Annotated in this window: 16 protein-coding genes; 14 read left to right on the top strand and 2 right to left on the bottom strand. The window is 39.1% G+C overall.

The window, feature by feature from the left end:
* Positions 1-2,766, top strand: coding sequence for a CBM96 family carbohydrate-binding protein (locus GHD00_RS06930; RefSeq protein WP_240468632.1), 2,766 nt, complete (start codon positions 1-3; stop codon positions 2,764-2,766).
* Positions 2,767-3,693: 927 nt separating this feature from the next.
* Here the strand turns inward: GHD00_RS06930 and GHD00_RS06935 are convergent.
* Together GHD00_RS06935 and GHD00_RS06940 are read right to left on the bottom strand one after the other, a co-directional pair.
* Entirely contained in the window at positions 3,694-4,740 is a 1,047-nt protein-coding gene (locus GHD00_RS06935) for a response regulator (RefSeq protein ID WP_163537428.1), read from the bottom strand.
* On the bottom strand, positions 4,733-6,547 hold the full coding sequence (locus tag GHD00_RS06940; RefSeq protein WP_163537429.1) for a cache domain-containing sensor histidine kinase: 1,815 nt from the start codon (positions 6,545-6,547) through the stop codon (positions 4,733-4,735). The genes GHD00_RS06935 and GHD00_RS06940 overlap by 8 nt, the downstream gene beginning before the upstream one ends.
* 663 nt (positions 6,548-7,210) lie before the next feature.
* On the opposite strand from GHD00_RS06940, the gene GHD00_RS06945 reads away from it, so the two are divergent.
* From GHD00_RS06945 to GHD00_RS07005, 13 genes are all read left to right on the top strand, one after another.
* Positions 7,211-8,575: an ABC transporter substrate-binding protein gene (locus GHD00_RS06945; protein WP_163537430.1), complete on the top strand. Its 1,365-nt coding sequence runs from the start codon at positions 7,211-7,213 to the stop codon at positions 8,573-8,575.
* An 18-nt stretch (positions 8,576-8,593) separates the two neighbouring features.
* Positions 8,594-9,544: a carbohydrate ABC transporter permease gene (locus GHD00_RS06950; RefSeq protein WP_163537431.1), complete on the top strand. Its 951-nt coding sequence runs from the start codon at positions 8,594-8,596 to the stop codon at positions 9,542-9,544.
* Positions 9,545-9,572: 28 nt separating this feature from the next.
* A complete protein-coding gene (locus tag GHD00_RS06955; RefSeq protein ID WP_163537432.1) occupies positions 9,573-10,406 on the top strand; it encodes a carbohydrate ABC transporter permease in 834 nt (277 codons plus the stop codon).
* Positions 10,407-10,934: 528 nt separating this feature from the next.
* On the top strand, positions 10,935-11,798 hold the full coding sequence (locus GHD00_RS06960) for a sugar phosphate isomerase/epimerase family protein (RefSeq protein WP_163537433.1): 864 nt from the start codon (positions 10,935-10,937) through the stop codon (positions 11,796-11,798).
* Between the two features lie 26 nt (positions 11,799-11,824).
* Positions 11,825-12,826 (top strand): Gfo/Idh/MocA family protein, encoded by a 1,002-nt coding sequence (locus tag GHD00_RS06965; protein WP_240468633.1) that lies wholly within the window; start codon positions 11,825-11,827, stop codon positions 12,824-12,826.
* Positions 12,827-12,866: 40 nt separating this feature from the next.
* A complete protein-coding gene (locus GHD00_RS06970) occupies positions 12,867-13,889 on the top strand; it encodes a Gfo/Idh/MocA family protein (protein ID WP_163537434.1) in 1,023 nt (340 codons plus the stop codon).
* Positions 13,890-13,902: 13 nt separating this feature from the next.
* Positions 13,903-14,676 carry a glucosamine-6-phosphate deaminase gene (locus tag GHD00_RS06975; protein ID WP_163537435.1) on the top strand — a complete coding sequence of 258 codons (774 nt, stop codon included), beginning with the start codon at positions 13,903-13,905 and terminating at the stop codon, positions 14,674-14,676.
* Complete coding sequence (gene nagA / locus GHD00_RS06980; RefSeq protein ID WP_163537436.1) at positions 14,666-15,820, top strand: N-acetylglucosamine-6-phosphate deacetylase; 1,155 nt, start codon at positions 14,666-14,668, stop codon at positions 15,818-15,820. Before GHD00_RS06975 ends, nagA begins: the two co-directional genes overlap by 11 nt.
* 1,021 nt (positions 15,821-16,841) lie before the next feature.
* Positions 16,842-17,705, top strand: a complete 864-nt coding sequence (locus GHD00_RS06985; RefSeq protein ID WP_481810379.1) for an ABC transporter permease — start codon at positions 16,842-16,844, stop codon at positions 17,703-17,705.
* Positions 17,705-18,574, top strand: coding sequence for a carbohydrate ABC transporter permease (locus GHD00_RS06990; protein WP_163537438.1), 870 nt, complete (start codon positions 17,705-17,707; stop codon positions 18,572-18,574). Before GHD00_RS06985 ends, GHD00_RS06990 begins: the two co-directional genes overlap by 1 nt.
* 26 nt (positions 18,575-18,600) lie before the next feature.
* On the top strand, positions 18,601-20,163 hold the full coding sequence (locus GHD00_RS06995; protein WP_205600719.1) for an extracellular solute-binding protein: 1,563 nt from the start codon (positions 18,601-18,603) through the stop codon (positions 20,161-20,163).
* A gap of 266 nt (positions 20,164-20,429) precedes the next feature.
* Positions 20,430-22,715: an AraC family transcriptional regulator gene (locus GHD00_RS07000; protein WP_163537439.1), complete on the top strand. Its 2,286-nt coding sequence runs from the start codon at positions 20,430-20,432 to the stop codon at positions 22,713-22,715.
* 15 nt (positions 22,716-22,730) lie between these two features.
* Positions 22,731-24,872, top strand: coding sequence for a glycoside hydrolase family 65 (locus GHD00_RS07005; protein ID WP_205600720.1), 2,142 nt, complete (start codon positions 22,731-22,733; stop codon positions 24,870-24,872).
* Positions 24,873-25,069: the final 197 nt, after the last annotated feature.

The following is a 25,069-nucleotide window of genomic DNA, read 5'->3' on the forward strand; positions in this document are numbered from 1 at the left end:
ATGACATCTTTTCTTCAGCTTAACAAAACATCTAGGCTCGTTCTGATGATTTTTTTGCTCGTTTCAGCAGTTTTCATGGTACTTTTTGTTGGTACCGCAAGTGCATCGGCAGCCATCACCATTGATTCCCACACCGATGGTCAAGATGTACCAGTCGGAGTGGAACGTATTTCTGGTACCTATACGGATGCTTATAACATGGAGCTTGTTATTAATGGGACGAAAATGGTGAAAGTGCATATGGATGACCCTAACGGGGATGATGCAGGGACATGGTATTATGATTTAGATACTTCCAATTATGACGGAGATATAGAGTTAATTGCTAAAGGACAGGATGCGATTTCAAGGTATAATACATGGTCTGATTTTCTTCATATTCATGTGGATAATAAAGCAGCTAACGTTCCAGCAGTCTCGATTGATAGTCCTGCAGATGGCAGCAGTGTCAATGGAAGTGTGAATGTTCAGATATCTGTAGAGGCAAGAAATAGCTTAAATAGTGTGGAAGTCAGAATAAATGGAGGGGATTGGACGGAAGCTGCATTAAAAGGTTCCAACTATAAATACAATTGGGACACATCAGGTATTGGGGATAAAACATCCAGTATAGAGGCAAGAGCAATCGATTCGCAGGGCAATGTTGGGAAAAGCTTAACAACGTATGTGAAAGTAGGAGACGGAACAAATGAGACCATATCCGCTGTAAGTCAAGACCGTGCGATGTGGATTTGGGAAAAGGCTTCTTATCAATTGATTCTCAACCCCGGTTCAAGGACAGTGCTAGATGCGATGGCAAAGGATACCACTACATTTGATCAGGATCCGATTACGACATTATACTTTGGTGTGGATACTTTTAATGGAATGGATATGCTGGAAGATGAAAGGGAAAAAGTACGAGATTTTGTCAGTTGGGCCCATAACAAAGGCTATCAAGTACATGCACTCATTGCAGGGGGAACCGATCCACCTTATTTTGGTGCGTATAGCAGGTATCATGATTTAGCTATTCGTGAATTTGAGAAGGTTATCAATTATAATATTTCATCAGCACCAAATGAAAGGTTTGACGGGGTGAATGTAGATACGGAGCCTTATATATTACCAGATTTTAGATCTGATTATCCTTCCGTTCAGCTACAATATTTAGATTATTATGAAAAAATTATGCAAAGAAGGGACACAGCGGGTTATAGTCTGTTAGTAGGTCCAGCGATTCCAAGGTGGTATGATTCTTCTACGTATGCGGAGAATATAACTTGGAATGGCAGTACAAAGTGGATGTCTGAGCATATACAGGATATGGCTGATTATATTTCCATCATGGATTATCGAGATAGAGCAGATGGCAGTCCAGGTATCATTTCAGATGCACAAGGAGAAATGGATTATGCAAATCTTATCGGTAAGCCGAACTCTGTGATTATTGGTGTAGAAACGAAGGATATTGCAAATGGTGGTGATCCAGAGACTATCTCTTTCCGTGAAGAAGGCCGGACCTATATGGAATCAGAGTTAGATAAGGTTTATACTGCTTTTAATGGAGATGATGCCTTTGGAGGTATTGCATTGCATCATTATGACGAGATACGTGACTTGCCATCTTCCTGGGGACCCTTCGGTTATTTATGGGAACCGCCTTCTGATACAACAGCCCCTTCAGCACTCGAGAGAGATCCAATCGCCACTGCTTTTGACTTCCAAAGTATTGATATTGAATATGGCAGAGCTTCTGATAATACAGCGGTAGAGTTTTATCATATTTATCGCAGTACTACAAGTGATTTTACACCTGATGCTAGTAATCTAGCAGCAACATCAAGGGGTCTTTCCTATACGGATAAAGGTTTACTTCCAAACACGATGTATTACTATAAGGTAGCTGCTGTGGACGTACAAGGGAACATTGGTCCGGTATCTGCTGAAGCCTCTGCAGTTACGGACGATACGACATTAAAGCCTATGATTATTAACGGTATGGATGTGACGTATGATGGTGAAAGCGGTAAGGTTTCTCTACAAGTCGTAGATAAAGATACATTACAAGGGATTCAGGCTGATGTACATGGAAGATTTACTCATATGGGCGGAAAATATATCGATATATCGACAGGTACGAATGGAAATATGTCAGCCACATCCGAATCTGTGGTTGAAAATTCGGGAGAGATAGGATTTGAGCCGAGAAGAATCATGTCCGATGGATATTACTGGGCACAAGCTTATGATAATCCTCACACAACGTCCACCACATGGTTTCAAGAAACCTATACAGTTTCTGAAGATGCCCATGTCCGTGGAGGAGATTATGCAGACATGAACTTTGGTACAGACACCATCATTGAAATAAAAGATGCATCAGGAGGAACCTATTATGATCGGCTGGGATTCTTTAAATTTGACTATTCTAGCTTCTCTGGTTCAGCAGTAAATTCGGCTGTATTATATTTTTATTTAAATACTGGTGTAACGGATGAAACCGTTTCTTATGTGCCTGTAACCATAAGAGGGTTGCATACGGATAATTGGAATGAAAGCACGATAAACTGGAACAATCGCCCTAGTATAAGCGATTCTACTACCATCGGAACAATCGATGTCACTGGAGCAGGATGGTACAGTATGGATGTAACAAGCTTTATTAACAATGAAATGGAAGATAAAGTGGCCTCATTTAGATTTTCTGATGATGCCACAACGGATAGGCTGGTTAAAGTAGACAGTAAAGAGAATGCGAATCCGGCTTATCTTGTGCTGGAATAAAACGACGTTAAGAATGCGTTTAAGTGTTGGTATTTCACCGTTCGGGTTCGCTCTAGGCGGACGCTTTCACCTAAAGGCACAAGTGCAACATCTACTCAAGCACAAATCGCTTTCGTAGTGTTTTCTATGCCGCTAAGCATGGCCTCAGCCAGGGGGACTACTTGAAATAACATATTTGTTCCCTTGCACTATGGAGCCTACTACGAAGCTATACTAGAAGACACAGGTGCATCCTGCGGGGTCTTCGGACTCATGCTTTTCCCGCAGGAGTCGCCGCCTTCCTATACGGAAATAAAAAAAACTTTGTCAAAATAGTACTTAAACCACCATTAAGTACCAAAATGAATCACCTCACGACCAAAAATGACACTTATAACGGTGATAAGTGCCAAAATCAAGACTAGATCTAATAAACTTGGTACTTAACAGCTAAATAAATACCAAATCAATAAGAAATATAATGAAAATGACACTTATCGTCCACGATTGACGATCTATTTTTAAGTACAATAATTCACATACTCTCTATCATTTTAACATAAATTCCCAATATTCTTGATTAATCTTTATAAGTGCTGAGATTTATTAAATTTTTGCGAGCATGATAACAACACAATTAGCAGCTGATTTAGTCCATCTTTTAACAGGAGTGCAAAAATTATTGTATAAATGTGATTTGGTATGCTAAAAGGGGTGCTAATTCACATGTTGAAATAGTTTTTTTGCTCATAATCGTTGATATATCAACGAAAATAGGAGGTGCATTGGCATGCTAATGCACCTCTAAAAGCAGTGTTATTTCGTGTTTTCTCCCTATTAACCGAATGGGTTATTCTTAATTTCGGAGGGCTTTTTCAGTGGCTTTGAATGAGAGCTGCTGGTGGTCGGAAAAAACCATCGGTAAAGGAAGACTTAGAAAATCCCTTATTATTGCATTTGCTTTCGATATTCATTAGGTGTCAGACCATAATATTTTTTAAAAGATTTACTAAAATGCGGGTAATCTGAAAATCCTACTTTAAAAGCAATATCCGTAATTTTTAAATCAGAATCTTGTATCATCTCTTTCGCTTTTGCCAATCTTAATTTAATTAAGTATTTGATAAAACTAATGTTCATTTCTTCTTTAAAAGAACGACTAAAATAAGATTCAGAAACTCCAACATAATTAGCTGCTTCTTGTAATGATAACTCCTCTAATGCATAATTTTTTTTCATATATTCCACAGCTTTTAAAATGTTTTGACGTGAACCTAAATTTCGAGAGCCTTGAACAGTTTCTATCATATGACTAATTTCTTGTTTGGCTTTTTCCATCATTAATTCCCTTGTATTTGGCCATTTAATTTGTTCAGGAAGACAGTTTGGAAGACTTATGTTTCTATTAATTAATTCATTCTCTATATCTCTTAAAAGGTTTTCCAATAACTGTGATAGAGACAGGGGATTATTTGGTGTGTGATGATACCCTTCAACGATGGTGTTTATTTTTTCGTAAGCCTTCGCTTCATTCGATGTCCAAATATGTTCAACCATCTCTTTTTTATCTGTTTCCAGCAGTATGACCCAATCATTATACTCTGTATAGGAGCGTTCGTTTTTTTTCATTTGTGTATACATTTGATCCATGGTAGAGAGTATTTGATCTGGCACAATCGGCTTTAATATAAAGTCAGAAACACCAAAACGGATCGCTTTTTGAGCGTAATGAAAATCATCATAACCAGAAATGATGATAAACTTCATAGTTGGATCTATTTTTTTGGCCGCTTCTATGAATTCAAGACCGTCCATTTCAGGCATCCAAATATCTGTAATAACTAGATCGATCGAGTGGTTCTCTACCAATAAAAGCGCTTCTTTTCCATCTTCCGCAACCCCTGCTACGGAAAATTTATCCTCTATTTTTTCTAGAAGCTTTTGTAAACTTAAGTGAATCATATGTTCATCATCAACAATGATGACGTTATACATCGTTTTCCTCCTCCTTTCGATAGGGAAGCATGATTTCCACGATGGTTCCAGTACCTGAACTGCCATCTTTGATGTGCAATCCATATGGGGTACCAAAAGCTAAACGGGTTCTTTCATGAACATTCCATAGCCCAATACTTTTAAACTGTTTTTCTTTATCATAGATGTGTTGGTCATCTAACTCCTTAAAAGCACGGTTATAATCTTCTTTAATTTTTGGATCCATGCCATAACCATTGTCTATCACTTGAATGACATAGTAATCGGACTTTTTGAAGGTATGAATGCCTATATAGGAAGCTTTCCTTTTATGCTTTTGATATCCGTGTAAAAAGGCATTTTCCACTAATGGCTGCAACGATAAGCGTATGATGGAAATGGAATCGAGGCATTCATTATCTATTTGTATATCTACTTCTAAATGCCGATGCCTTTCTTTCTGAATCTCTAAATACGAATGGATATGGTCCATTTCTTCCCTCAACGAAACTACTTGCCTTGCATCACCAAGGTTATAACGAAACATATGTGCTAAAGAGGTCGTCATTTTACTGATGACCATATTATTTTCTAAGATGGCATGTGAGTTAATAATGCCCAGCGTGTTATAGAGAAAATGTGGATTGATTTGAGCCTGCATCGCTTGAAGTGCGGACTCTTTTTGTTTAATCTGCATTTGTTTTTCTTGTAATTGAGCAATATGAACTTCTTCATATAGTCTCTTTAGTTCATTCACCATCGTGTAAAAACTTCGAAACACATTTCCAATTTCATCTTTGCGTTCCTTCATGCTCAAGTTCGGAACAGTTAAATTTCCTAACTCCACTTTCTTCATCAATTTTTGAAGAGTGGAGAGGGAACCAGTTAAAGATAGAGAGAATCCTCCAAATACTGAAAGTGCTACTATAACAATAACCCCACCTAACAAAATCGTTAATGATCTTATTTTTAGTAAATCGCTAATAATTTTCTTATGGGGAAGTTGCGCAATTAAGACCCAATCGGTAGCTTGAAAATGCTCATATATAAAAATTTGTTTTTTATTGTTAGTTGTCGTTGTAAATACGTCACTTGTATTCGATAGATATCGATTTAATACAGAAGTGCGAACAAACTCTCCAATTCGATTAGGATTCGTATGATAAATGATTTGCCCGGTATCATCCATTATCCAAACATTTGAATTCTCGATGGACAGGTTATTACTTATATTGGAAATTTGACTCAGGTTGATATCCACAATTAGCAAAGCTTCGTATAAATAAGAATGGTTGCTGTGTATCTTTCTGGACACTGTTATAACGGGCTGCGAACCAATTTCCCGCAATCCGATGATGTTAAAGTTGTCCATTTCATTCCCACCTTGTAAAAGTTGATTATTCCTATTCCTGATGTGTTTCATATCTAATAATTCGGTACTCTGATAGAAATTTATCTGTCTGCCTTTTTTGCTAACTAAGGATATACCGACAATATCGGACCTTCCATCCATCATTTGTGTAAATAATTCTTTTTCAATTTGTTCGGACAAAATAAAAGAGTCATATTTGCTTAATATATCACTGTTGATAAACCTCTGTATTTGACGGTTAGAAATAAAAGGGTAAGTAGAATTTTCTATGTTGGAAATGTACAAGTTCAAGTAATCATTTACTTGCTGAATTAACTTTTTATTGGATTGGATAGCTTCTTGCTCAATGGTAGTTGTAGAGGTTTCAAACCAAATATAACCGATGATAGATATAGGTAAACATACAAAAAAGATAAAGATTAAAAAAAGCTTCTTTTTAATTGAATGTACTTTCATATAGGAAACATCCCTTACTATTAAAACTGAATGCTGTTGTTTTTGCCACCGTCGGGTTCGCTCTAGGCGGACGCTTTCACCCAAGGGCACAAGTGCAACATCTACTCAAGCAAAAATCGCTTTCGTAGTGTTTTCTATGCCGCCGGGCATGGCCTTAGCCAGGGGGACTACTTGAAATAACATCTTTGCTCCCTTGCACCGAGGAAGCGTACTACGAAGCTTTACTAGAAGACGCAGGTGCATCCCGCGGGGTCTTCGGACTCATGCTTTTCCCGCAGGAGTCGCCGCCTTCCGCTCTCCCGAACTGATGATTGTTTACACCAAAAGCTACAATGTTTTAGAACACGCGATAAAGAAAAATCATTCCGTATGGCTACAAGTTATTAATAATAATATATGTAATGGAAAGGTTGTCCATGTCTAATCATAGAGTACGATTCGTCCCTGTTAGAAAAGGAAAAAAACTTGAGAAGATCAAGGAGGCGTGTGTATATAAAGACGCAGAGGTTCTACAGCTGTTTTTCGGCCTACTGGACAACTTCTATTCAATTAAGAGCAAAAAAGGACAAGTGAACAAAGAAAAACCATTCCATATTGCAGGAAAATATTTAATAATCTATGTAAGCGCTATAATAAATGCTTAAAAATAGGAGGTTTTAAAGAATGAAGAAAAATTTATCTGTTTTATTTTCACTCGTAGTAGTATTGGTATTATTTGTGGCGGGATGTACAAATAATTCACCAACTGCAGAAAATTCATCATCTGATGAAAATGATACATCAAATTCAAAAGAGGAACAAGTGACTATTAACCTTGGTTATTATTCGGGAGGGAAATCTGATGAAAAAATGCAAGAGTTAATTGATAGATTTATGGACCAGCATCCCAATATTAAGATAACCACGCAGAGTGCGCCTTATGGGCAGTTCTTCCAAAAGCTAGATACACAAATTGCTGCTGATGAAGCCCCGGATGTTTGGTTATCAGATGGTGTATTAGTTATGAAGTACGCAGAGCGAGGAGCAGTTAAAGATTTAACGGATTGGATTAATCGAGATTTGGAAAAAGAAGACTATTATGGATTAGATTTTAATAAGGATGCAGACGGAAAGTATTGGGGGGTTCCGCAAGGGATTCAAATTGGAGCCTTGTATTACAACAAAGATCACTTTGATAAAGCCGGTGTAGAGTATCCTAGTGAAGACTGGACTTGGGAAGATTTAAAAGAAGCAGCGGCTAAATTAACATTAGATGCCTCTAATAAGAAACCAAAGGATGAAGGATTTAATAGTGAAAATATACAACAATTTGGTTTAACATTCTTTAGTATTACGGAGGGTTGGTTCTCTGTTCTTAAATCCTATGGTGGAGGGATCTTAGACGATTCATTAAATCAATCCATTATTAATACAGAAGAAAATAAACAAGCGTTTGAGTGGATGGTAGATGGCATGGATAGCGGTATTATAACAGACCCAGCTGATTTAAAAAGTTTCCAAAGTCCAATGGCCGTTTTCCCTAGTGGTTCAGCTGCAATGAGAATTGGCATTTATGCTCGTGTGTTAGCTGCCAACGAAGCCGGTTTAAATTATGATGTAACTTTGCTGCCAAAAGGTCCAGATGGTAAGAGGTTCTCACCCGTTATCGCAAACTCTTGGGTTATTAATGATAGTGCAAATGATAAGAAAGCAAAAGCTGCTTGGGAATGGGTGAAGTATTGGGCAACGGAAGATGAAGTGCAAAAAGAGTGGGCTGCCCTTGGAGAAGCGGTACCAGTTAAAAAGTCGGTTGCCAATTCTGAAATATTTTTAAACTCATCTGACACACCTGAAAACAAAGAGGCGTTTTTAGAAAGTTTTGATTTTGCAGGAACCCTTGATACCAATGCAGTATGGGGTGAATGGGTGGCAAAATTTAATGAGCATGCCCAACGCGCTTTCCTTCAAGAAACAACCATTGATGAGGCATTAGAAAATGCGGATAAAGAGGTGCAGGAAATTTTAGATGAATTCTATAACGAAGAATAATTGAAGGGGGCTGATCATATGGAAAGTGAACGTATCAATCGATCACCTACTAATCTGGCAGCAAAAAAACGTAGCTTATTAACTTACGAGGGGAAATGGGGACTTCTTTTAGTTTCCCCTTATCTCATTCAATTTATCGTGTTTGTGATTGGACCTTTAATTGCTTCCTTATACTTTAGTTTTTCAAAATACGATATGTTAAATCCTCCTCAATGGATTGGTTTAGAAAACTATGAAAAGCTGTTTAATGAACCTTTATTTTATAAATCTCTTTGGAATACACTCTATTTTGCCATTTTATTTGTTCCAACCCAAGCTTTCTTCGCTTTATTGTTAGCAGTAGCTCTTAATCAGAAAATCAAAGCATTAAAGTTATATCGTATGGCACATTTTATTCCAGTTATTTCATCATGGACAGTCGTGATGTATGTGGTAGATGCCATTTTCAATCCACGTTTTGGGTTTGCAAACTCTTTTCTTATAAAACTAGGCCTTGAACCACAACGATGGTTAAATGATGAGCAGCTGGTCATTCCTCTTCTAGTGCTAGTGGCAGTTTGGAAAGGAATAGGTTACATGATGGTCATTTATTTAGCTGGATTACAAAATGTTCCGAATGAACTATATGAAGCAGCTGACATGGATGGAGCTGGTACGATAAAGAAGTTTTCATCTATTACCCTGCCATTAATTTCACCAACTACTTTTTTAGTTATCGTTCTAAGTACGATTACCACCTTCCAAGCATTTGAACAGATTTATGTTATGACAGGTGGAGCTACTGATATTACGGCAGCAGGTGGGCCGAATAATGCAAGTTTAGTACTGATGCTTTACTTGTACCGGGAAGGCTTCTCTTTCTTGCATATGGGATATGCTTCAGCTATCGCTTGGATTCTGTTTACTATTTTATTTATCTTAACGCTGCTTCAGTTATGGGGGCAAAAGAAATGGGTTCATTATCAATAAATAAATTCGAACGAGAAGGAGGGGTTATATGAAGAAGAAGCGTAAGTTTTTTACAGCTAAAACTATAGGGTATATCATTATAACCATCAGTGCCTTAATTATGGTAATGCCGTTTATTACTGCGCTATTTAACTCTCTGAAAACTTATGCTGAGTTTACAGCCGTTCCACCTAAATGGATTCCATCAGTATTCCAGTGGTCTAATTATCCAGAAGTATTTAAGCTTGGTAATTTTATAGATTATACCATTAATAGTTTTATTGTGACGATTTTATCGGTTTTAGGTGCGGTCATTTCATGTTCCATGGTAGGATATGCGTTTGCTCGTTTAACATTTCCATTTAAAAATATGTTATTCGTCATGGTATTAGGAACGATGATGATACCGCCAATTGTTGTCATTATCCCACACTTCATGATCTTTCAACAGATGAACTTATTAGATACACTCACACCTCTTTGGCTTCTCGAATGTTTAGCACAACCATTTGGAATATTCTTAATGAGACAGACTTTTTTAAGTATCCCAAAAGACTACGAAGAGTCATCAAAATTAGATGGATGTAATCCCTTCCAAACATACTGGAGAATTTTCATGCCTATGGTAAAACCAAGTTTGGCAACAGTAGCCATTTTTACTTTTATGACGAAATGGAACGAAATTTTAGCTCCTTCTATTTATTTAACGTCTAATGAAAAATTCACGTTGCCAATTGGTATTTTATCACTTGGCGGTCAATGGTTTGGGAATGAACAATATATGGTGGCAGCTGCATTATTGAGCTTAATTCCTATTTTAATTGTATTCATGTTTGCCGAACGATACTTTGTCAGCAATTTTACAAACTCAGGTATTAAATAGGGAATCTGTATAACTTATACTACGCTCGTCTCCAATGAGTGCTTAATCGACGCTGCGGAAAAACACTCGCTTTCCGTGGGGAACGCTTCAGCCTCCTCGGAAGCAAAAAACGCTTCCTGCGGGGTCTTCAGACTGTTCCTTTCCCACAGGAGTCTCGCATTTTTCCGCAGCTTAGAAAGCTTTTCTATTGTATAAAGAAGGAATTCTTAAAATGTTTATTACAGGGACTTCCTCCTTTTATACATTAGACCATTACTACCAGCGGAGACAACATACGTAGACTCCTGCGGGAACAGCGCGAGCTGAAGATCCCGCAGACAGCGAAGAATGAGCTGTCGAGGAAGCTGAAGCCGTGCCCGCGGAAAGCGAAGTATGTTGTCGGAGCGGATTATAGCAGTGTCAAGATGAGGAAGATATAAGCACTAATATTTTACTATGTCGTATAATTGTTCTACTTTTCATTTATGCATGTAAAAAAACCGGGTTTTGCTCGTTTTTTCATTATTTTTTAAAAAAAGGAGTATGGTTATGAAATTTGCAGCTTTCAGCGGGGTGTTTATCGATTATAGTATTCAACAAGCAATGTCTATTTCTAAGGAATTGGGATTTGATGGAATAGAGATTGCTTGCAGAGAACCGCATTTATCTCCCAGCACATCACGTCAAAGAGTGGAGGAAATAAAGCATTTAGCTAGTAAATTGGATCTCGAAATTCCAGCTCTTGCAGGGTATATGGGGCATTTTTCTACTTCTAGTGATAAGGAATGTGAAAAAGCATTACAAGAATTCAAGCAACTGGTGAAATGGGCAGATATTCTTGGTGCGGATATGGTACGTGTATTTCCTGGAGGGCCCAATGCATTCCTAGCGGAGGATTATCATTATGAAAAAGCGGCTTTTTGGTTAAAGAAGTGTGTAGAGGAGGCCAAACCATATTCCATAAAAGTAGTCATGGAAATCCATAATCTTAGTCTGATAGAAACCGTAGAGCAAAGTAAGAAATTATTAAATATGGTGGGACACCATGATGATATAGGGGTGATTCATGACGCAGGAAACATGTATATCACAGACACTTCCTACAATAGAGACTCTATTCTTCATTTAGAAAATCATCTGTTTCATTTCCATGTAAAAGATGTAAAGAGAGTCGAAAAATCTGTAGCACCTGGTACATTTACGAATCTAACGAAAAACGGGGATGAACACTTCATGCAGTGTTTGTTAGGGGAAGGAGAGGTAGATCATCAACCATTATTCGATACATTAAATGAAATGGGATACAACAGGTGGATCACTTTGGAATGTGCTGCACCGTATCCGCCAAAGGAAAGAATGGAAGCAGACTTCCAAAAGGTTAAAGCAATGATAAATACGAATTCGTATTCTTAAGAAGGGATAGGAAAGGAAGTGATTTAGTGAGATTTTCGATCATAGGGTGTCAACATCCGCACATCAGTATATTTATTGAAGAAATGATTGGTTTAGGCCATGAATGTGTGGGGATTTATGAGCCTGAGAACGTACCCTTAGCGCAAACCATAGCAGAGAGATATTCACTACAAATCGTCCAGGATATGGAGCCCTTATTAGATGAAACAGTGGAAGTCGTCGGCTGTGCAAGCATTAATAATGAAAAAATAAATATTATCGAGAAGTGTGAGCGGTATGGAAAACATATCATGATTGATAAACCAGCGGTGGTAAATCGTCAGGATTTCAACAGGTTAAAAGCCGTAGCGGAAAGAGGGAACATTCAAATAGGAATGCTGCTTACAGAAAGATTTAGACCATCTATTTATACATTGAAAAAACAGATAGATGAAGGCAGTTTAGGAGATATTGTTAGTATTTCTATGAGAAAACCGCATCAGTTAAATCCTTCTAAGCGCCCATCGTGGCACTTTTCTAGAGAGCAATCCGGGGGAATTATTATAGATTTGTTTATTCATGATATAGATTTACTTCGTTGGTTGACAGGAGATGAAATAAATTCGATTTCCAGTTATATGGCAAAAAATATCCTTCCAGAACATCCATCTTTTTATGATGCAGCAGGACTTCAGATTGTCATGAATGATGGTGTTACCTCTCAATTATATGCAGATTGGCACACTCCGGATAAAAGCTGGACATGGGGAGATTGCCGTATTTATGTTGTGGGCACACAGGGAGTAGCAGAAATTCGATTGGAAGGAGATCCTTTTATTTCAGAAGATGATTTGTTGTTGCAAGTTAGTGACAAAGAGGAATTATCTGAAATACCGAAAATCACACCTCCATTTACTCTTACAGAAGATTTTCTGTATCGTATTCGTGGCGAAAAGGGAATGTTGGGACATCAGGATCTTCTGGCTGCTACAGAAGTTACCGTTTATGCGGATGAACAGGCAAGAAAGATTAAACGAACAGGATTGTGATAGTTGGAAACGAAACTTCAAATGGAGAGGATGATACAAGATGTCAAAAACAACAAAAACACATTTTGCTATATTAGGTTGCGGCATTATAGCAGAAGTGCATGCCCAGGGAATAGCAGAAACAGAAGAAGCAGCATTAATAGCTGTGTATGATACAAACCAGGAAGTTAGCGATCAATTTGCCAAAAAGCATGGCGCCATATCTTGTCAGAGCCTTGAACAAATGCTAGCAATGGATAATATTGATGTGGTGTGTATCTGTACACCAAGCGGTATTCATCCAGAGCAAACGATTCAAGTCGCTAAGGCGAAAAAACATGTGCTAGTAGAAAAACCGATGGCTATTAAACAAGAGGACATTGATCCGATGATTCAAGCTTGTGAAGAGAATCAAGTATTGCTTTCTACCGTTTTTCCACGACGCATGTCACCTCAAGCTAAATTTGCTAGAAAACTAATTCAAGAGGGAAAATTAGGAAAACTAAGCCTCTCTTCAGCTTATGTCAAGCTGTATCGAAATCAAGAATACTATGACAGTGCTGGATGGAGAGGAACATGGGAAGTAGATGGTGGAGGGGCAATGATGAATCAAGGAATTCATACGGTGGATATGCTTCAATGGTTAGCAGGCCCTGTTTCTTCTCTTTATGGAAAAACAAAAGCAGTTTTACGTGATATCGAAGTAGAGGATACCGCTACTTCCTTGTTACAGTTTGAAAATGGGGCAATGGGAATATTAGAGGTTACGACAACAGCATACGATGGCAAGGGGCAACGTTTAGCTATTCATGGTGAAAAGGGGACCCTTGAAATAGAAGAGGATGCTATTACGAAATTGGAAATAGAAGGGGAGAAAATAGAACTTCCAGAGTTTGAACCTTTTACTGTGATACCAGATGGGCATCGCTTGCAAATTAGAGATATGGCTTTAGCTGTGCAGGAAAATCGTACACCCTCCATTCCAGGAACAGAAGGAAGGCATTCATTAGAAATAATACTTGGCACCTATGAATCTAGTCGTCTAGCAAAAGAAATCCATTTAGCTCAAAAATCAAAATTGTAAGGAGGTGAGTGAAATGGAAACAGAATGGAAGCCATTAAAAGTAGCTCAAGTCGATCAACTAAGCATACGTGTTTTTAATAATCGGAAAGAAATGGGAAAAGTTGCGGCAAAAGATGTGGCATCAAAACTCGTTGAATTATTAGAGCAAAAGGAAACAGTACGAATGGTTTTTGCAGCAGCTCCTTCCCAGATTGAATTTTTACAAGCTCTAACAGCGGAGAAAGAGATTGAATGGGAACGTGTTATTGCTTTTCACATGGATGAGTACATTGGTCTTGAAGAACATGCTCCGCAAAAGTTTAGTGAGTTTTTGAAAGAGCATCTCTTTGGAAAATTAAATTTTAGAAAAGTGCACCTCATTGATGGCAGAAATGACTCTGGAGAAGAATGTCAAAGGTATGGGGAACTGATTCGTTCTGAGCATATTGATATTATATGCCTGGGGATTGGTGAGAATGGGCATATTGCCTTTAATGATCCTCCAGTTGCAGATTTCTGTGATGAAGAGATTATGAAAGTGGTGGAACTTGATGCTTCATGCAGACAGCAGCAGGTAAATGATGGTTGTTTTAAGCATGTTGATGATGTCCCAACACATGCATTAACATTAACAATTCCAACCATGATGTCGGGTACTTTCTTGTATTGTATTGTTCCGGGTCTATCCAAGAAGGAGGCAGTGAAAAATACATTAACTGGATCTATTTCAACCACATGTCCAGCATCGATTTTAAGAGAGCATTCCAATTGTAACATGTATCTGGATCGTGATTCATATGGCATCTAAAAACGTATTTAGAGGTATTCATTATAAGTCAAAGAGACCCATTGAAGTGACAGTACAAGAAGGTAGGATCTTTGAGATTAAAGAAGTGAACGATGTTAGCAATGCTTCTCTGCCTATCATTGCTCCTGGGCTTGTAGATCTTCAAATTAATGGGTATAAAGGAAGAGATTTTAATTCAAATCCTCTATCGAAGGAGCTCATTAAGGATGTTTCCCGTGCTCTATTTAAAGAAGGTGTCACCACATACTATCCAACTATTATAACAAATGGAGATAAAGAAATAGAAGAATCGGTAAATGTGATTACGCAAGCATGTAAAGAAGATGAAATGGTATCAAACACTATTGCAGGAATACATTTGGAAGGTCCCTTTATTTCACCAGAAGATGGACCGCGGGGGGCACATGGAAAAGAATATGTGAAAGCACCAGATTGGTCATTATTTGAGAGATGGCAGGCAGCAGCTAATGGAAAAATTAAGCTTCTGACATTATCCCCTGAATGGTCAAACTCATCGGAATTTATTCGTCATTGTACAAATAGCGGGGTTAAGGTTTCGATTGGCCATACGGCAGCGACCGTTGAACAAATCCAAGCTGCAGTAGAAGCAGGTGCTGAGATGTCTACCCATTTAGGGAATGGAGCTCATCTAATGCTGCCGCGTCATCCTAATTATATTTGGGAACAGTTAGCCCAGGATGATCTTTGGACTTGTTGTATTGGAGATGGCTTTCATTTGCCGGAGTCTGTATTAAAAGTAATCTTTAAATTGAAAAGGGAACGCGCTATTTTAGTTAGTGATGCTGTTTATTTAAGCGGATTAGAGCCTGGAAAGTATACCACGCACATTGGTGGTGAAGTAGTGCTTACGGAAGAAGGGAAACTCCATTTATCACAGCATCCAGATTTACTTGCCGGCTCTGTGCAAATGTTACAAGACGGAATACAAAACATAGTGGATCGTGGCATTTGTTCATTTGCGGAAGTTTGGGAAGCTGCTTCTATTAACCCTGCACGGTTAATGGAATTGCCTGTAAAAAAAGGTTTGGAGGAAGACGCACCAGCTGATTTTGTACTTTTACATCAAGGGCCAAAGTACCAAATAAAGCAAACGGTAAAAGCAGGATATACGGTATTTGCATGATTGTTACTTCGCGGGATGTATAAGAAATTGCAGGATGTCAACCTGTCACGCTCTCATTATGGGGAGCGGGCAGGTTTTTTATTTCCTTTTTTTACCCACATGCATGTTCAAATTTGATATAATATAGAAATCTCATCTACGCATATAACACAAGATTCAACCTTGCCATAAACCAACAAAACTCATCAAAAATCAGGGAGTGGCCACCCTTTTTTTACACGTTAGAAGTATAAAAATAATGCAAAAAATAACTGCGACGAACTTTAACGTGGCTTTCAACCATTCTTTCTTATCTGAATGCAAAGAATCGCTTCGGCAAGATACTTCGCTTTCCGCGGGCACGGCCTCAGCCTCCTCAGAAGCAAAGAACGCTTCTTCCGGGGTCTTCGGACACGTGCTGTTCCCGCAGGAGTCTACGTATCTTGCCTACGCTTAAAGTGATGTTCTAATTTTGAAAGTAGAAAGCTTCTAAAAATCAGTGTTCATGGAATTCCTCTCACTTGAAAAGAAAACCACAATAAGCTGCGGAAAAATGTGACACTCCTGTGTGAACAGCGCGAGCTGAAGATCCCTCGTGGTGAGCGGGCTTCTGCCGAGGAAGCTGAAGCCGTGCCCCCGGAAAGGGAGCGTTTCCTCAGCGCTGGACTAGCACCCATCTCTAAAAGAATGGGAGAAAGTCCCGCTGATGAGAATAGTTTATGTGCAGTTTTGTTCTGATACGAGTTAGTTCATGTAAGGTAAAGCGGATAGGATCGGGCGGGTTTGCTCCTTTTTATTAGAACTAACCATTTCTCTTTTTACCTAACCATTACGTGAATAAGCGGATAATGGAGGAAACGATAGGTGATTGGATAAATGGAAGATTGTTTATTCCGTTATGTAAGGGTTATCATTTGATCAAGTCCTAACGGAAAGGGGGTTGGTTATGGGAGGAAAAACGCAGCAAGTGTTTACGCAAAGATCTAAAGCCTTAGATCGCTTAAATCAAAATCGTCTGATCCGAAACATTCGTAAACATTGGATGTTATATCTGATGATTGTACCCGGGATTGTCTACTACATTATTTTTAAGTACATTCCACTATTAGGAAGTGTAATTGCCTTTCAAGATTTTCAAATTTTCAAAGGGTTTTTGGACAGTCCGTGGGTTGGTTTAGACAATTTTAAGTTCTTGTTCAACTATCAAGATTTTCACGAAGTGTTAAGAAATACGGCTTTGATTGCACTATATCAATTGCTCTTTCAATTTCCAGCACCGATTATTCTCGCTTTACTATTTAATGAGATCCGATTATTAGTTTTCAAAAGAACACTTCAAAGTTTATTTTACTTACCGCACTTTCTTTCCTGGGTTGTTGTCGGCGGAATTGTCTTTGAATTGCTAGCACAAGAAGGGATAATTAATGCGTTAAGAGAAATGGTCGGATTAGCGCCTATTCTATTCATGCAGGAAGAAGCATATTTTAGAACCATTGTGGTAATATCGGGGATTTGGAAGGAAGTTGGCTGGGGAACGATCATTTATCTAGCGGCTATTACAGCAATTAATCCTAGCTTATATGAAGCGGCCGTTATTGATGGCGCCAATCGATTAAAACAAACAATGTATATTACACTGCCTTTAATGCTCCCTACAATTACGGTATTGTTTTTACTTAATATTGGAAACTTCTTAGAGCTCGGTTTCGATCAGATATACAACTTATTAACACCTATGACATATTCCGTTGGGGACATCATCGAGACGTATGTGTATCGTGCCGGTGTGTTACAAGGTCAGTACAGTTTAACGACGGCGATTGGTTTATTCCAGTCTGTGATTGGGTTTGCGTTATTGTGGATCTTTAACAGGCTTGCAAGAAAATCAGAACAGGGGTTGTGGTAATGAAACAAACATTGGGAGAAAAGTGTTTTCAAATTTTAAATTATGCGGTATTAGCGTTGTTGGCATCTACGATGATCGCACCATTGCTTCATTTATTAGCCGTATCGTTTAGTTCTCCAATAGCAGCAGATTCCAAAAAAGTATTTCTCATTCCAGTCGAATTTACCTTTGCTACTTGGGAGCATATTTTACAAAATGAAGTATTATGGAGATCCTTTTGGATAACGGTTTTTATTACCGTAGTTGGTACCTTGTTGAGTATGTTGTTCACCGTTTTGACAGCGTTTCCATTATCAAGGAAAGAGTTTATGCTGCGAAAACCGATTATGCTTGCTATTGTGATTACAATGATTTTCAATGCACCGATGATTCCTTTTTTCCTTACGGTTCGAGAAGTAGGATTGATGGACTCGATTTGGGCACTGATTATTCCTGGTCTCATTAGTACGTTCAATATGGTCATTGTTCGCACGTTTTTTATGGGGATACCAGATGATCTGGATGATGCTGCTCGCATCGACGGATGTAACGAGTTTAGGCTTTTATTTCAAATTTATTTACAATTATCGAAGCCAGTATTAGCCACCATTGGTTTGTTTTATGCGGTGGGATATTGGAACACGTTTAAGACGGCGGTGTTGTTTTTAAGGGATCCTAGTTTATGGCCTTTACAAATGAGACTTCGTGCTTTCTTTACCGCGGAAGAAGAGTTAGCGGCAGTTGATTTGATTATGGGGGATTTTGATTTTAACACGACCACCTTAAAGGCTGCTACGATTATTTTTGCGACAGTTCCGATTGTCTTGGTATATCCATATTTACAAAAATATTTCGTAAAAGGTGCGGTATTAGGTTCACTGAAGGAATAAATGTTATTTAAGGAGGAGTTTGTATAATGAAAAAGAAAATGTTTTTATTTTTCTTATCTGCAATGATGTTGCTTTTACTGTTGGCGGTTGGGTGCAGCGATGATAGTACTACCTCGGAAACAGATGAGGACAACCAATCAACAGATTCCGATACAACTGAACAGGAAGGGGAAACGGATGAGGCTGCTACCGTAACCGTTTTTAAGAGTCACATTGGTAAAGGAACGATACCTGAAAGTGATGATCCACACGTGCAGTATGTGAAAGAAAACACTGGTGTGGAATATCAGTTAGAAACGACTCCTCCAGGATCTGAGCCGGCAGAATATATTAATCTAATGGTTGCTTCCAAAGATTTCCCAGATATATTACGACCAATTGGCGGTGTGGAACAGACGTTGATTACGCAAGGAGGAGCACTGGCATTAGACGATCTATTGCCTAAATATGCGCCAAACGTTTGGGAGCGTATTCCGGAAGAAGCGTGGAATATTGTTCGATCTGCTTCTCCTGATGGGAAAATATATTATGTACCTAAAGTATATTTAATTCCAGAACGTGCCGCTTTATTAAGACAAGATTGGCTCGACAATGTTGGATTAGATATGCCGGAGACTTTAGAAGAATACAAAGAGATGCTGATTGCTTTTCGTGATCAAGATCCAAATGGAAATGGCGAACAAGATGAACTTCCAACAAGTGGACGAGAGTTTGGCAGATGGATGGATCATTTATTTGCGATGTTTGGTGTGGCGATGTGGGAAGGGTATCCGGAATGGGATATTTACGATGGTGAAATTAATTATGCCGGTACCTCAGACAATATGAAAGCTGCAATTTCTTTTATTCGTGAGCTGTACGATGAAAAATTATTAGATAATGAGACGTTCCTAAATAAGGGTGATGTATGGACGGCGAAAATCAACAATAACCTTGTCGGAAGCTGGTACCACCTCCCAGCAAACCTTCGTGATCGATATGCTGCGATGAAAGAAGGAGACGAAAATGCTTATGTAGCTGGAATGCCAATGCCAGAAGTGGATGGATATGATGGCTTTATTACGCAAAAAAGCATGGGGGAACCAGAATGGATGATTCCTGTTGCATCTGAGGAGAATGCGGCAAATGCCTTGAAATTACTCGACTTTTTCTATGATCCTGCCAATGCTGACTTTATTCAGTATGGTATCGAAGGGGTACAGCATGAAGTCGTAGATGGCGAAAAAAGGTTATTGCCTTCTTCTGATGATAAACCTATTGCTTTAGGTATGCTGAACTTAACGACAGATGAATCGATGGAAGTGCGTATTAAGAACTCATTCCCAGAAGATCAGCAGCAAATGGTAAGAGATATTTTTGAGGTAAGCAAAGCGGATGCTAGACGTATCGCTGGGGACGGGATGCCTAGTACCGTTTATCAGGGATATCCAGATATTCAATCACATAAGTTATTCCAAGAATATTTGACGAAAATTGTGATCGGCGAGTGGCCGATTGATAAATTTGATGAATTCGTAGAAGAATGGCACCAAGCAGGCGGTGAAGAAGTCACACAAAGAGTACAAGAATGGTACGACACCGCTAAGTAATAGAATCACGGATGGAGCCGCCTCATTGCGGTTAACTAGAAATCAGCAACTGTAATATGCGAGACTTGCGGGACAAGCAACAGCTGAAGATCCCGCAGGAAGCGTATTTTGCTTCCGAGGAAGCTGAAGTGTTGCCCGCGGAAAGCGAGTATATTTCAGTTGCGTGATAGGGAGCTGACTTTACTTGACTTTCGAGGTGCTCCATCCTTACATACTGATATTCACTTTTTATATCATATAAAACAAAACTGAAAGTGGGTGATGATATGTTTCGTCGATGGATATCTGTTTTTAGATCTTGGCATCAGCGGCTCATGACACAAACACCAATTCGGTTACTGTTCATTTTAATGCTTCCGATTGGCTTAATCATTTTAACCGTTGGCTATTCATCCTATCATATTTCCAAAAGTGTGCTAGAAGAGGAATTAAAAGAACCGCAACAGCAAATGCTGCAAATCATTATGAAAGATATCGATAAATATTTAGTAGATTCTAACCAGGTTGCCGTCAAGCTAGCATTGGATAATGATGTATATACGTTTCTCACCAGTCCTTTTTCCCATAATTATCAAAATATAAAGGAAGTATATGAAAAACTAGAAACAATTACGAAAAATACCGGATTTATTAAAAGTATTTATATTTATGATATCCCAAAAGATAATTTTATCGCCGTGCCACAAGGTTTTAGCTCCAGCAGTTTAAATTTTAACGATGCCAATTGGGTAGAGGTCAAAGACGAGTTACAAAATCAATCTATGATAGTGAAATATCGTGATCTGCCAGATGGTGCCGTCAATAAAGGTTCCAACCTGACACTTTTTCGAAAGATTCATATAAAAGGGGAAGCCCGTGGACTTATTGCGATTAATTTACATGAAAAAGAATTATTTTCTAAGTTGAACCTTTCGGAACAGGCACCATCCAGCAGTATGCGTTTTATTGTAGATCAACATCATAATATCTTGCACACGACTAATGCACATCATTTTGATAAGGAAACCATCGCATTTGTTCAAAATGAAATCCGTAAAGGGCATGTGCACAACCTTTCCTATCAAGATAATATTTTTTTATCCCATCAATTGGAGTCTGCATTTACGGGATGGCAATTTATTTCGGTTGTCGATGAAGATAGTATATTAGCCAAATCTGAGACGATACGAAATGTCGTATTTTTTGTTTCGATCCTTGCCTTGATTATTGGTTGTATCGCGGTTTTATTGATTAATGTCACACAGCTTAAACCGATTGATCGGATTAAACAGTTACTGCCTAAAAATGAACAAAGCGGCTATCGCAGGGATTTGCTTCATTTAGAAACTTTGATTGATGACTTAGTCAGTGACCATGCGCAGCTATCTCAGTTGATCAAGAAAATGACCAAAGAAGCGAAGGCCAAATTTTTAAGTGATATCCAATCAGGCAAAATCCAAAGTGATGCTGAATTTCAAGAGAAATGGCATACCTATTTTAAAGGATGGAAGGAAAAACCCATTCATGTGGTTCTATTATCGATCGATGATTACCATTCATGGATGAACGAAACACCGCAGCAGTATCGGAAAGTGGCCAAGGCTGGGCTGATCAATATGATGGATGAAGTGTTATCCCCCCATTTCCTCGTTCATATGGTGAATCTAGATAACGATAAGATTTTGATGATTGCCCAATTAAAAGAAGGAAAAGTGAGTCTAAAAAACCATTTGAGGATCGCCCTTGATAATGTGGAAGAATTACTTGGTTTTTCCATATCCGCTGGGATGTGTAGTCATGGGGCACATGTTGATTTGTTAAAAGAAGCGTGCCAAAAGGCTGAACTTGCGTTAAGTTATCGATTATATCACGGATACGGTCAAGTGTTGGACTATACGGAAGTCGTGGAAGAGAACGAAGCAGAGATCACGAAAGAAGAGACGAAAACCCTTCAAGCCTTAATCACTGCGACCGAACAAGTTGGGCCACAAGATACGTTAGAAGAAGTAAATCGTTTCTTTGACTATGTAGAGGATAACATGATACATCCAGTCCCATCGTATCAATATGTGGCTGAAATGAAACAAACATTATTTAATTCCTTACATGTTCCATTTCCGATCGAGTTGGAAGCGATAAAAACCATGCACTTATCGGATGTGGCAAAAGTCTTTCAAGAACATATCGCCAAGCAAGTAGAAAATATCAACCATCTACAAGATGTTAAGCGATTCAATTATTGTGAGAAAATGGTGCACTATATGGCGGAACATTTAGACGAAGCGATTGGGATCCCGGAGATTGCGGAATCAGTTGGCATAAGTGTCAGCCTGGCAAGTCAATGGTTTAAAGAGGAGAAACAGGAAACAATCTATGGTTATTTAACGAAATTGAGAATGCAAAAGTCAGAGGAACTGCTTATGGATACAGATGCTAAAATTGCTGAAATTGCGTTAGCAGTCGGATATCAGCACGAGAACAGTTTTATTCGGAAATTTCGCGAGTATAAAAAAATGACCCCAGGAAAATTCAGAAAAATGCATGCAGCTGTGCATAACGAAAAAGAAATGTAAGGGGAGGAAATCGCAATGGATCGCAAGCGAATTGTCAAAAAGCATCATCCCATAGTGACAGGAGTGGAGAAGGATGCGCCTTTATCGATTGGCAATGGAAACTTTGGCTTTAGTGTAGATGTTACTGGGCTGCAATCTTTTCCTGATGCCTATGAAACACCGCTAGGAACTCAGTCTAACTGGGGGTGGCATCACACAGGTGGAAAAAATCAATATACAGATCAAGATATCAGCTATCAGTTATACGAATATGAGGATCGAAAAATCAAATATCCAATGAAACCGGGAGAGCATCCTGAGGCCTTTCATTGGCTCCGACAAAATCCTCACCGTATTCAACTAGGGCAAATCGGGTTTGCATTTTTTAATGAATCAGGCGATAAGCTTGGTATACAAGACATTTCTCAGATTCGGCAAGAATTGGATCTATGGAACGGCGTGATCACTAGCTCCTTTTCAGTTAATCAACAGCCTGTAGAGGTTATCACCGTTTGTCATCCTAAGCTCGATTTAATCGCGGTACAAATCAAATCGTCCTTACTTAAGAGCCAACAAATGAAAATTGTGCAGGACTTTCCAAATCCTGATGTCACGCATAATAGTTGGGATAAGGCAACCAAATTGAATTGGAAGCATCGAGAAGACGAGCGTACGAATCTCAAGCACCAAGAGAAGGATGTCACGCATAATAGTTGGGATAAGGCAACCAAATTGAATTGGAAGCATCGAGAAGACGAGCATACGAATCTCAAGCACCAAGAGAAGCAGGAAACTACATTAGAGCGCATCATCGATGAGGATTCCTATATCGTGCATTGGCATCATCATGATGGGGCGTTTCAACGTATCGATGACCATGCTTTTGAATTAATACCTCGTGATACGACGGATGACTTTACGTTTACAGTATCGTTTCATTCTGATAAGCAACAACATGTGCCTTTTGCAGAAGTGTTAGAGGCTAGTCAAAAATATTGGAAAGAATATTGGGAATCAGGAGCGTTTGTTTCATTCGAAGAAAGCACCGATGATAGAGCGGATGAATTAGAACGGCGGGTTATTCTGTCGCAATTTTTAACAGCGGTGCATAGCAGTGGATCGATGCCGCCACAAGAAACAGGCTTTATGTATAATAGCTGGTTTGGTAAAGCACATCTGGAAATGCACTGGTGGCATACGGCTCATTTTCCATTGTGGGGACGATCTCAGTATCTAGAGAAAAGTTTGAATTGGTATCAACAAATTTTGCCGATTGCCCGCCAGATTGCAGAGAAGCAAGGCTTTTCTGGGGTAAGGTGGCCGAAAATGGTCGGGATTGATGGGAAGCAGAGTCCTTCTCCTGTTGCACCAGGACTGATTTGGCAGCAGCCTCATCCGATTATGTTAGCGGAATTATTATATCGAGCAAATCCAAATAAGGAGACGTTAGAGAAATATCAAGACATCATCTTTCAAAGTGCTGATTTCATGGCGGATTTTGCTAGTTGGGATGAAGCAAGAAAAGTTTATGTATTAGGACCGCCGCTTATACCGGCACAAGAGTGTCACAAAATGGAGGAGACATCTAACCCAGCGTATGAATTAGAATATTGGAAATATGGATTGAGTGTGGCACAACAGTGGGCGGAGCGACTAGAGGTGAAGGCGAATCCAAACTGGTTAAAAGTAGCGGAGCAGCTTATCGAACCGAAGCATCTTGATGATGTGTATCTTGCACATGAACATTGTGCCGATACATTTACCGAGAAAAATCATGATCATCCATCTATGGTTGCTGCTTGTGGCATATTAAGAGGCAGTTTAATCGATCCTGAAATCATGCGGCATACATTGTGGAAGGTTAAGGAAGAATGGCAGTGGGATACAGCATGGGGATGGGATTTCCCTATGTGTGCCATGACGGCAGCGCGATTGAACGAACCGGAGTTAGCGATAGATTTTCTATTGATGGATGCGACCAAAAATACTTACATGGTTAACGGTCATAATTATCAACGACCAGGATTATCCGCTTATTTACCGGGTAATGGAGGGTTATTAACCGCCATCGCCATGATGGTAGCAGGGTGGGATGGCTATCACAGCGATGCAAATCCAGGCTTTCCAAAAAATCAGCAATGGAACATTCAAGCAGAAGGCTTCCATCGCTATATTTGATATTAGGTCCTTTTGATTTCCGATCAATCCATTGAAGGTTGAGTGCTAAATCACCGCTGCGGAAAAACACTCGCTTTCCGGGGGCAGCACCTCAGCCTCCTCGCTCACCAACCCCGTTCACTGTGGGGTCTTCTTAAGCTGCTCTTCCCCCAGGAGTCTCGCATTTTTCCGCAGCTTAGATTGATGTTCGTTCTAAG

Source organism: Gracilibacillus sp. YIM 98692, from assembly GCF_010993965.1.
GTDB lineage: Bacteria > Bacillota > Bacilli > Bacillales > Amphibacillaceae > Gracilibacillus.

Excerpts from the sequence above, each read along its gene's own strand:
- GHD00_RS06940 (WP_163537429.1), bottom strand. The coding sequence starts at position 6,547 with ATGAAAGTACATTCAATTAAAAAGAAGCTTTTTTTAATCTTTATCTTT.
- GHD00_RS06975 (WP_163537435.1), top strand. The coding sequence starts at position 13,903 with ATGGAAACAGAATGGAAGCCATTAAAAGTAGCTCAAGTCGATCAACTA.
- GHD00_RS06955 (WP_163537432.1), top strand. The coding sequence starts at position 9,573 with ATGAAGAAGAAGCGTAAGTTTTTTACAGCTAAAACTATAGGGTATATC.
- GHD00_RS06995 (WP_205600719.1), top strand. The coding sequence starts at position 18,601 with ATGAAAAAGAAAATGTTTTTATTTTTCTTATCTGCAATGATGTTGCTT.
- GHD00_RS06990 (WP_163537438.1), top strand. The coding sequence starts at position 17,705 with ATGAAACAAACATTGGGAGAAAAGTGTTTTCAAATTTTAAATTATGCG.
- GHD00_RS06950 (WP_163537431.1), top strand. The coding sequence starts at position 8,594 with ATGGAAAGTGAACGTATCAATCGATCACCTACTAATCTGGCAGCAAAA.
- GHD00_RS06930 (WP_240468632.1), top strand. The coding sequence starts at position 1 with ATGACATCTTTTCTTCAGCTTAACAAAACATCTAGGCTCGTTCTGATG.
- GHD00_RS07000 (WP_163537439.1), top strand. The coding sequence starts at position 20,430 with ATGTTTCGTCGATGGATATCTGTTTTTAGATCTTGGCATCAGCGGCTC.
- GHD00_RS06945 (WP_163537430.1), top strand. The coding sequence starts at position 7,211 with ATGAAGAAAAATTTATCTGTTTTATTTTCACTCGTAGTAGTATTGGTA.
- GHD00_RS07005 (WP_205600720.1), top strand. The coding sequence starts at position 22,731 with ATGGATCGCAAGCGAATTGTCAAAAAGCATCATCCCATAGTGACAGGA.
- GHD00_RS06935 (WP_163537428.1), bottom strand. The coding sequence starts at position 4,740 with ATGTATAACGTCATCATTGTTGATGATGAACATATGATTCACTTAAGT.
- GHD00_RS06960 (WP_163537433.1), top strand. The coding sequence starts at position 10,935 with ATGAAATTTGCAGCTTTCAGCGGGGTGTTTATCGATTATAGTATTCAA.
- nagA (WP_163537436.1), top strand. The coding sequence starts at position 14,666 with ATGGCATCTAAAAACGTATTTAGAGGTATTCATTATAAGTCAAAGAGA.
- GHD00_RS06970 (WP_163537434.1), top strand. The coding sequence starts at position 12,867 with ATGTCAAAAACAACAAAAACACATTTTGCTATATTAGGTTGCGGCATT.
- GHD00_RS06985 (WP_481810379.1), top strand. The coding sequence starts at position 16,842 with ATGTTATATCTGATGATTGTACCCGGGATTGTCTACTACATTATTTTT.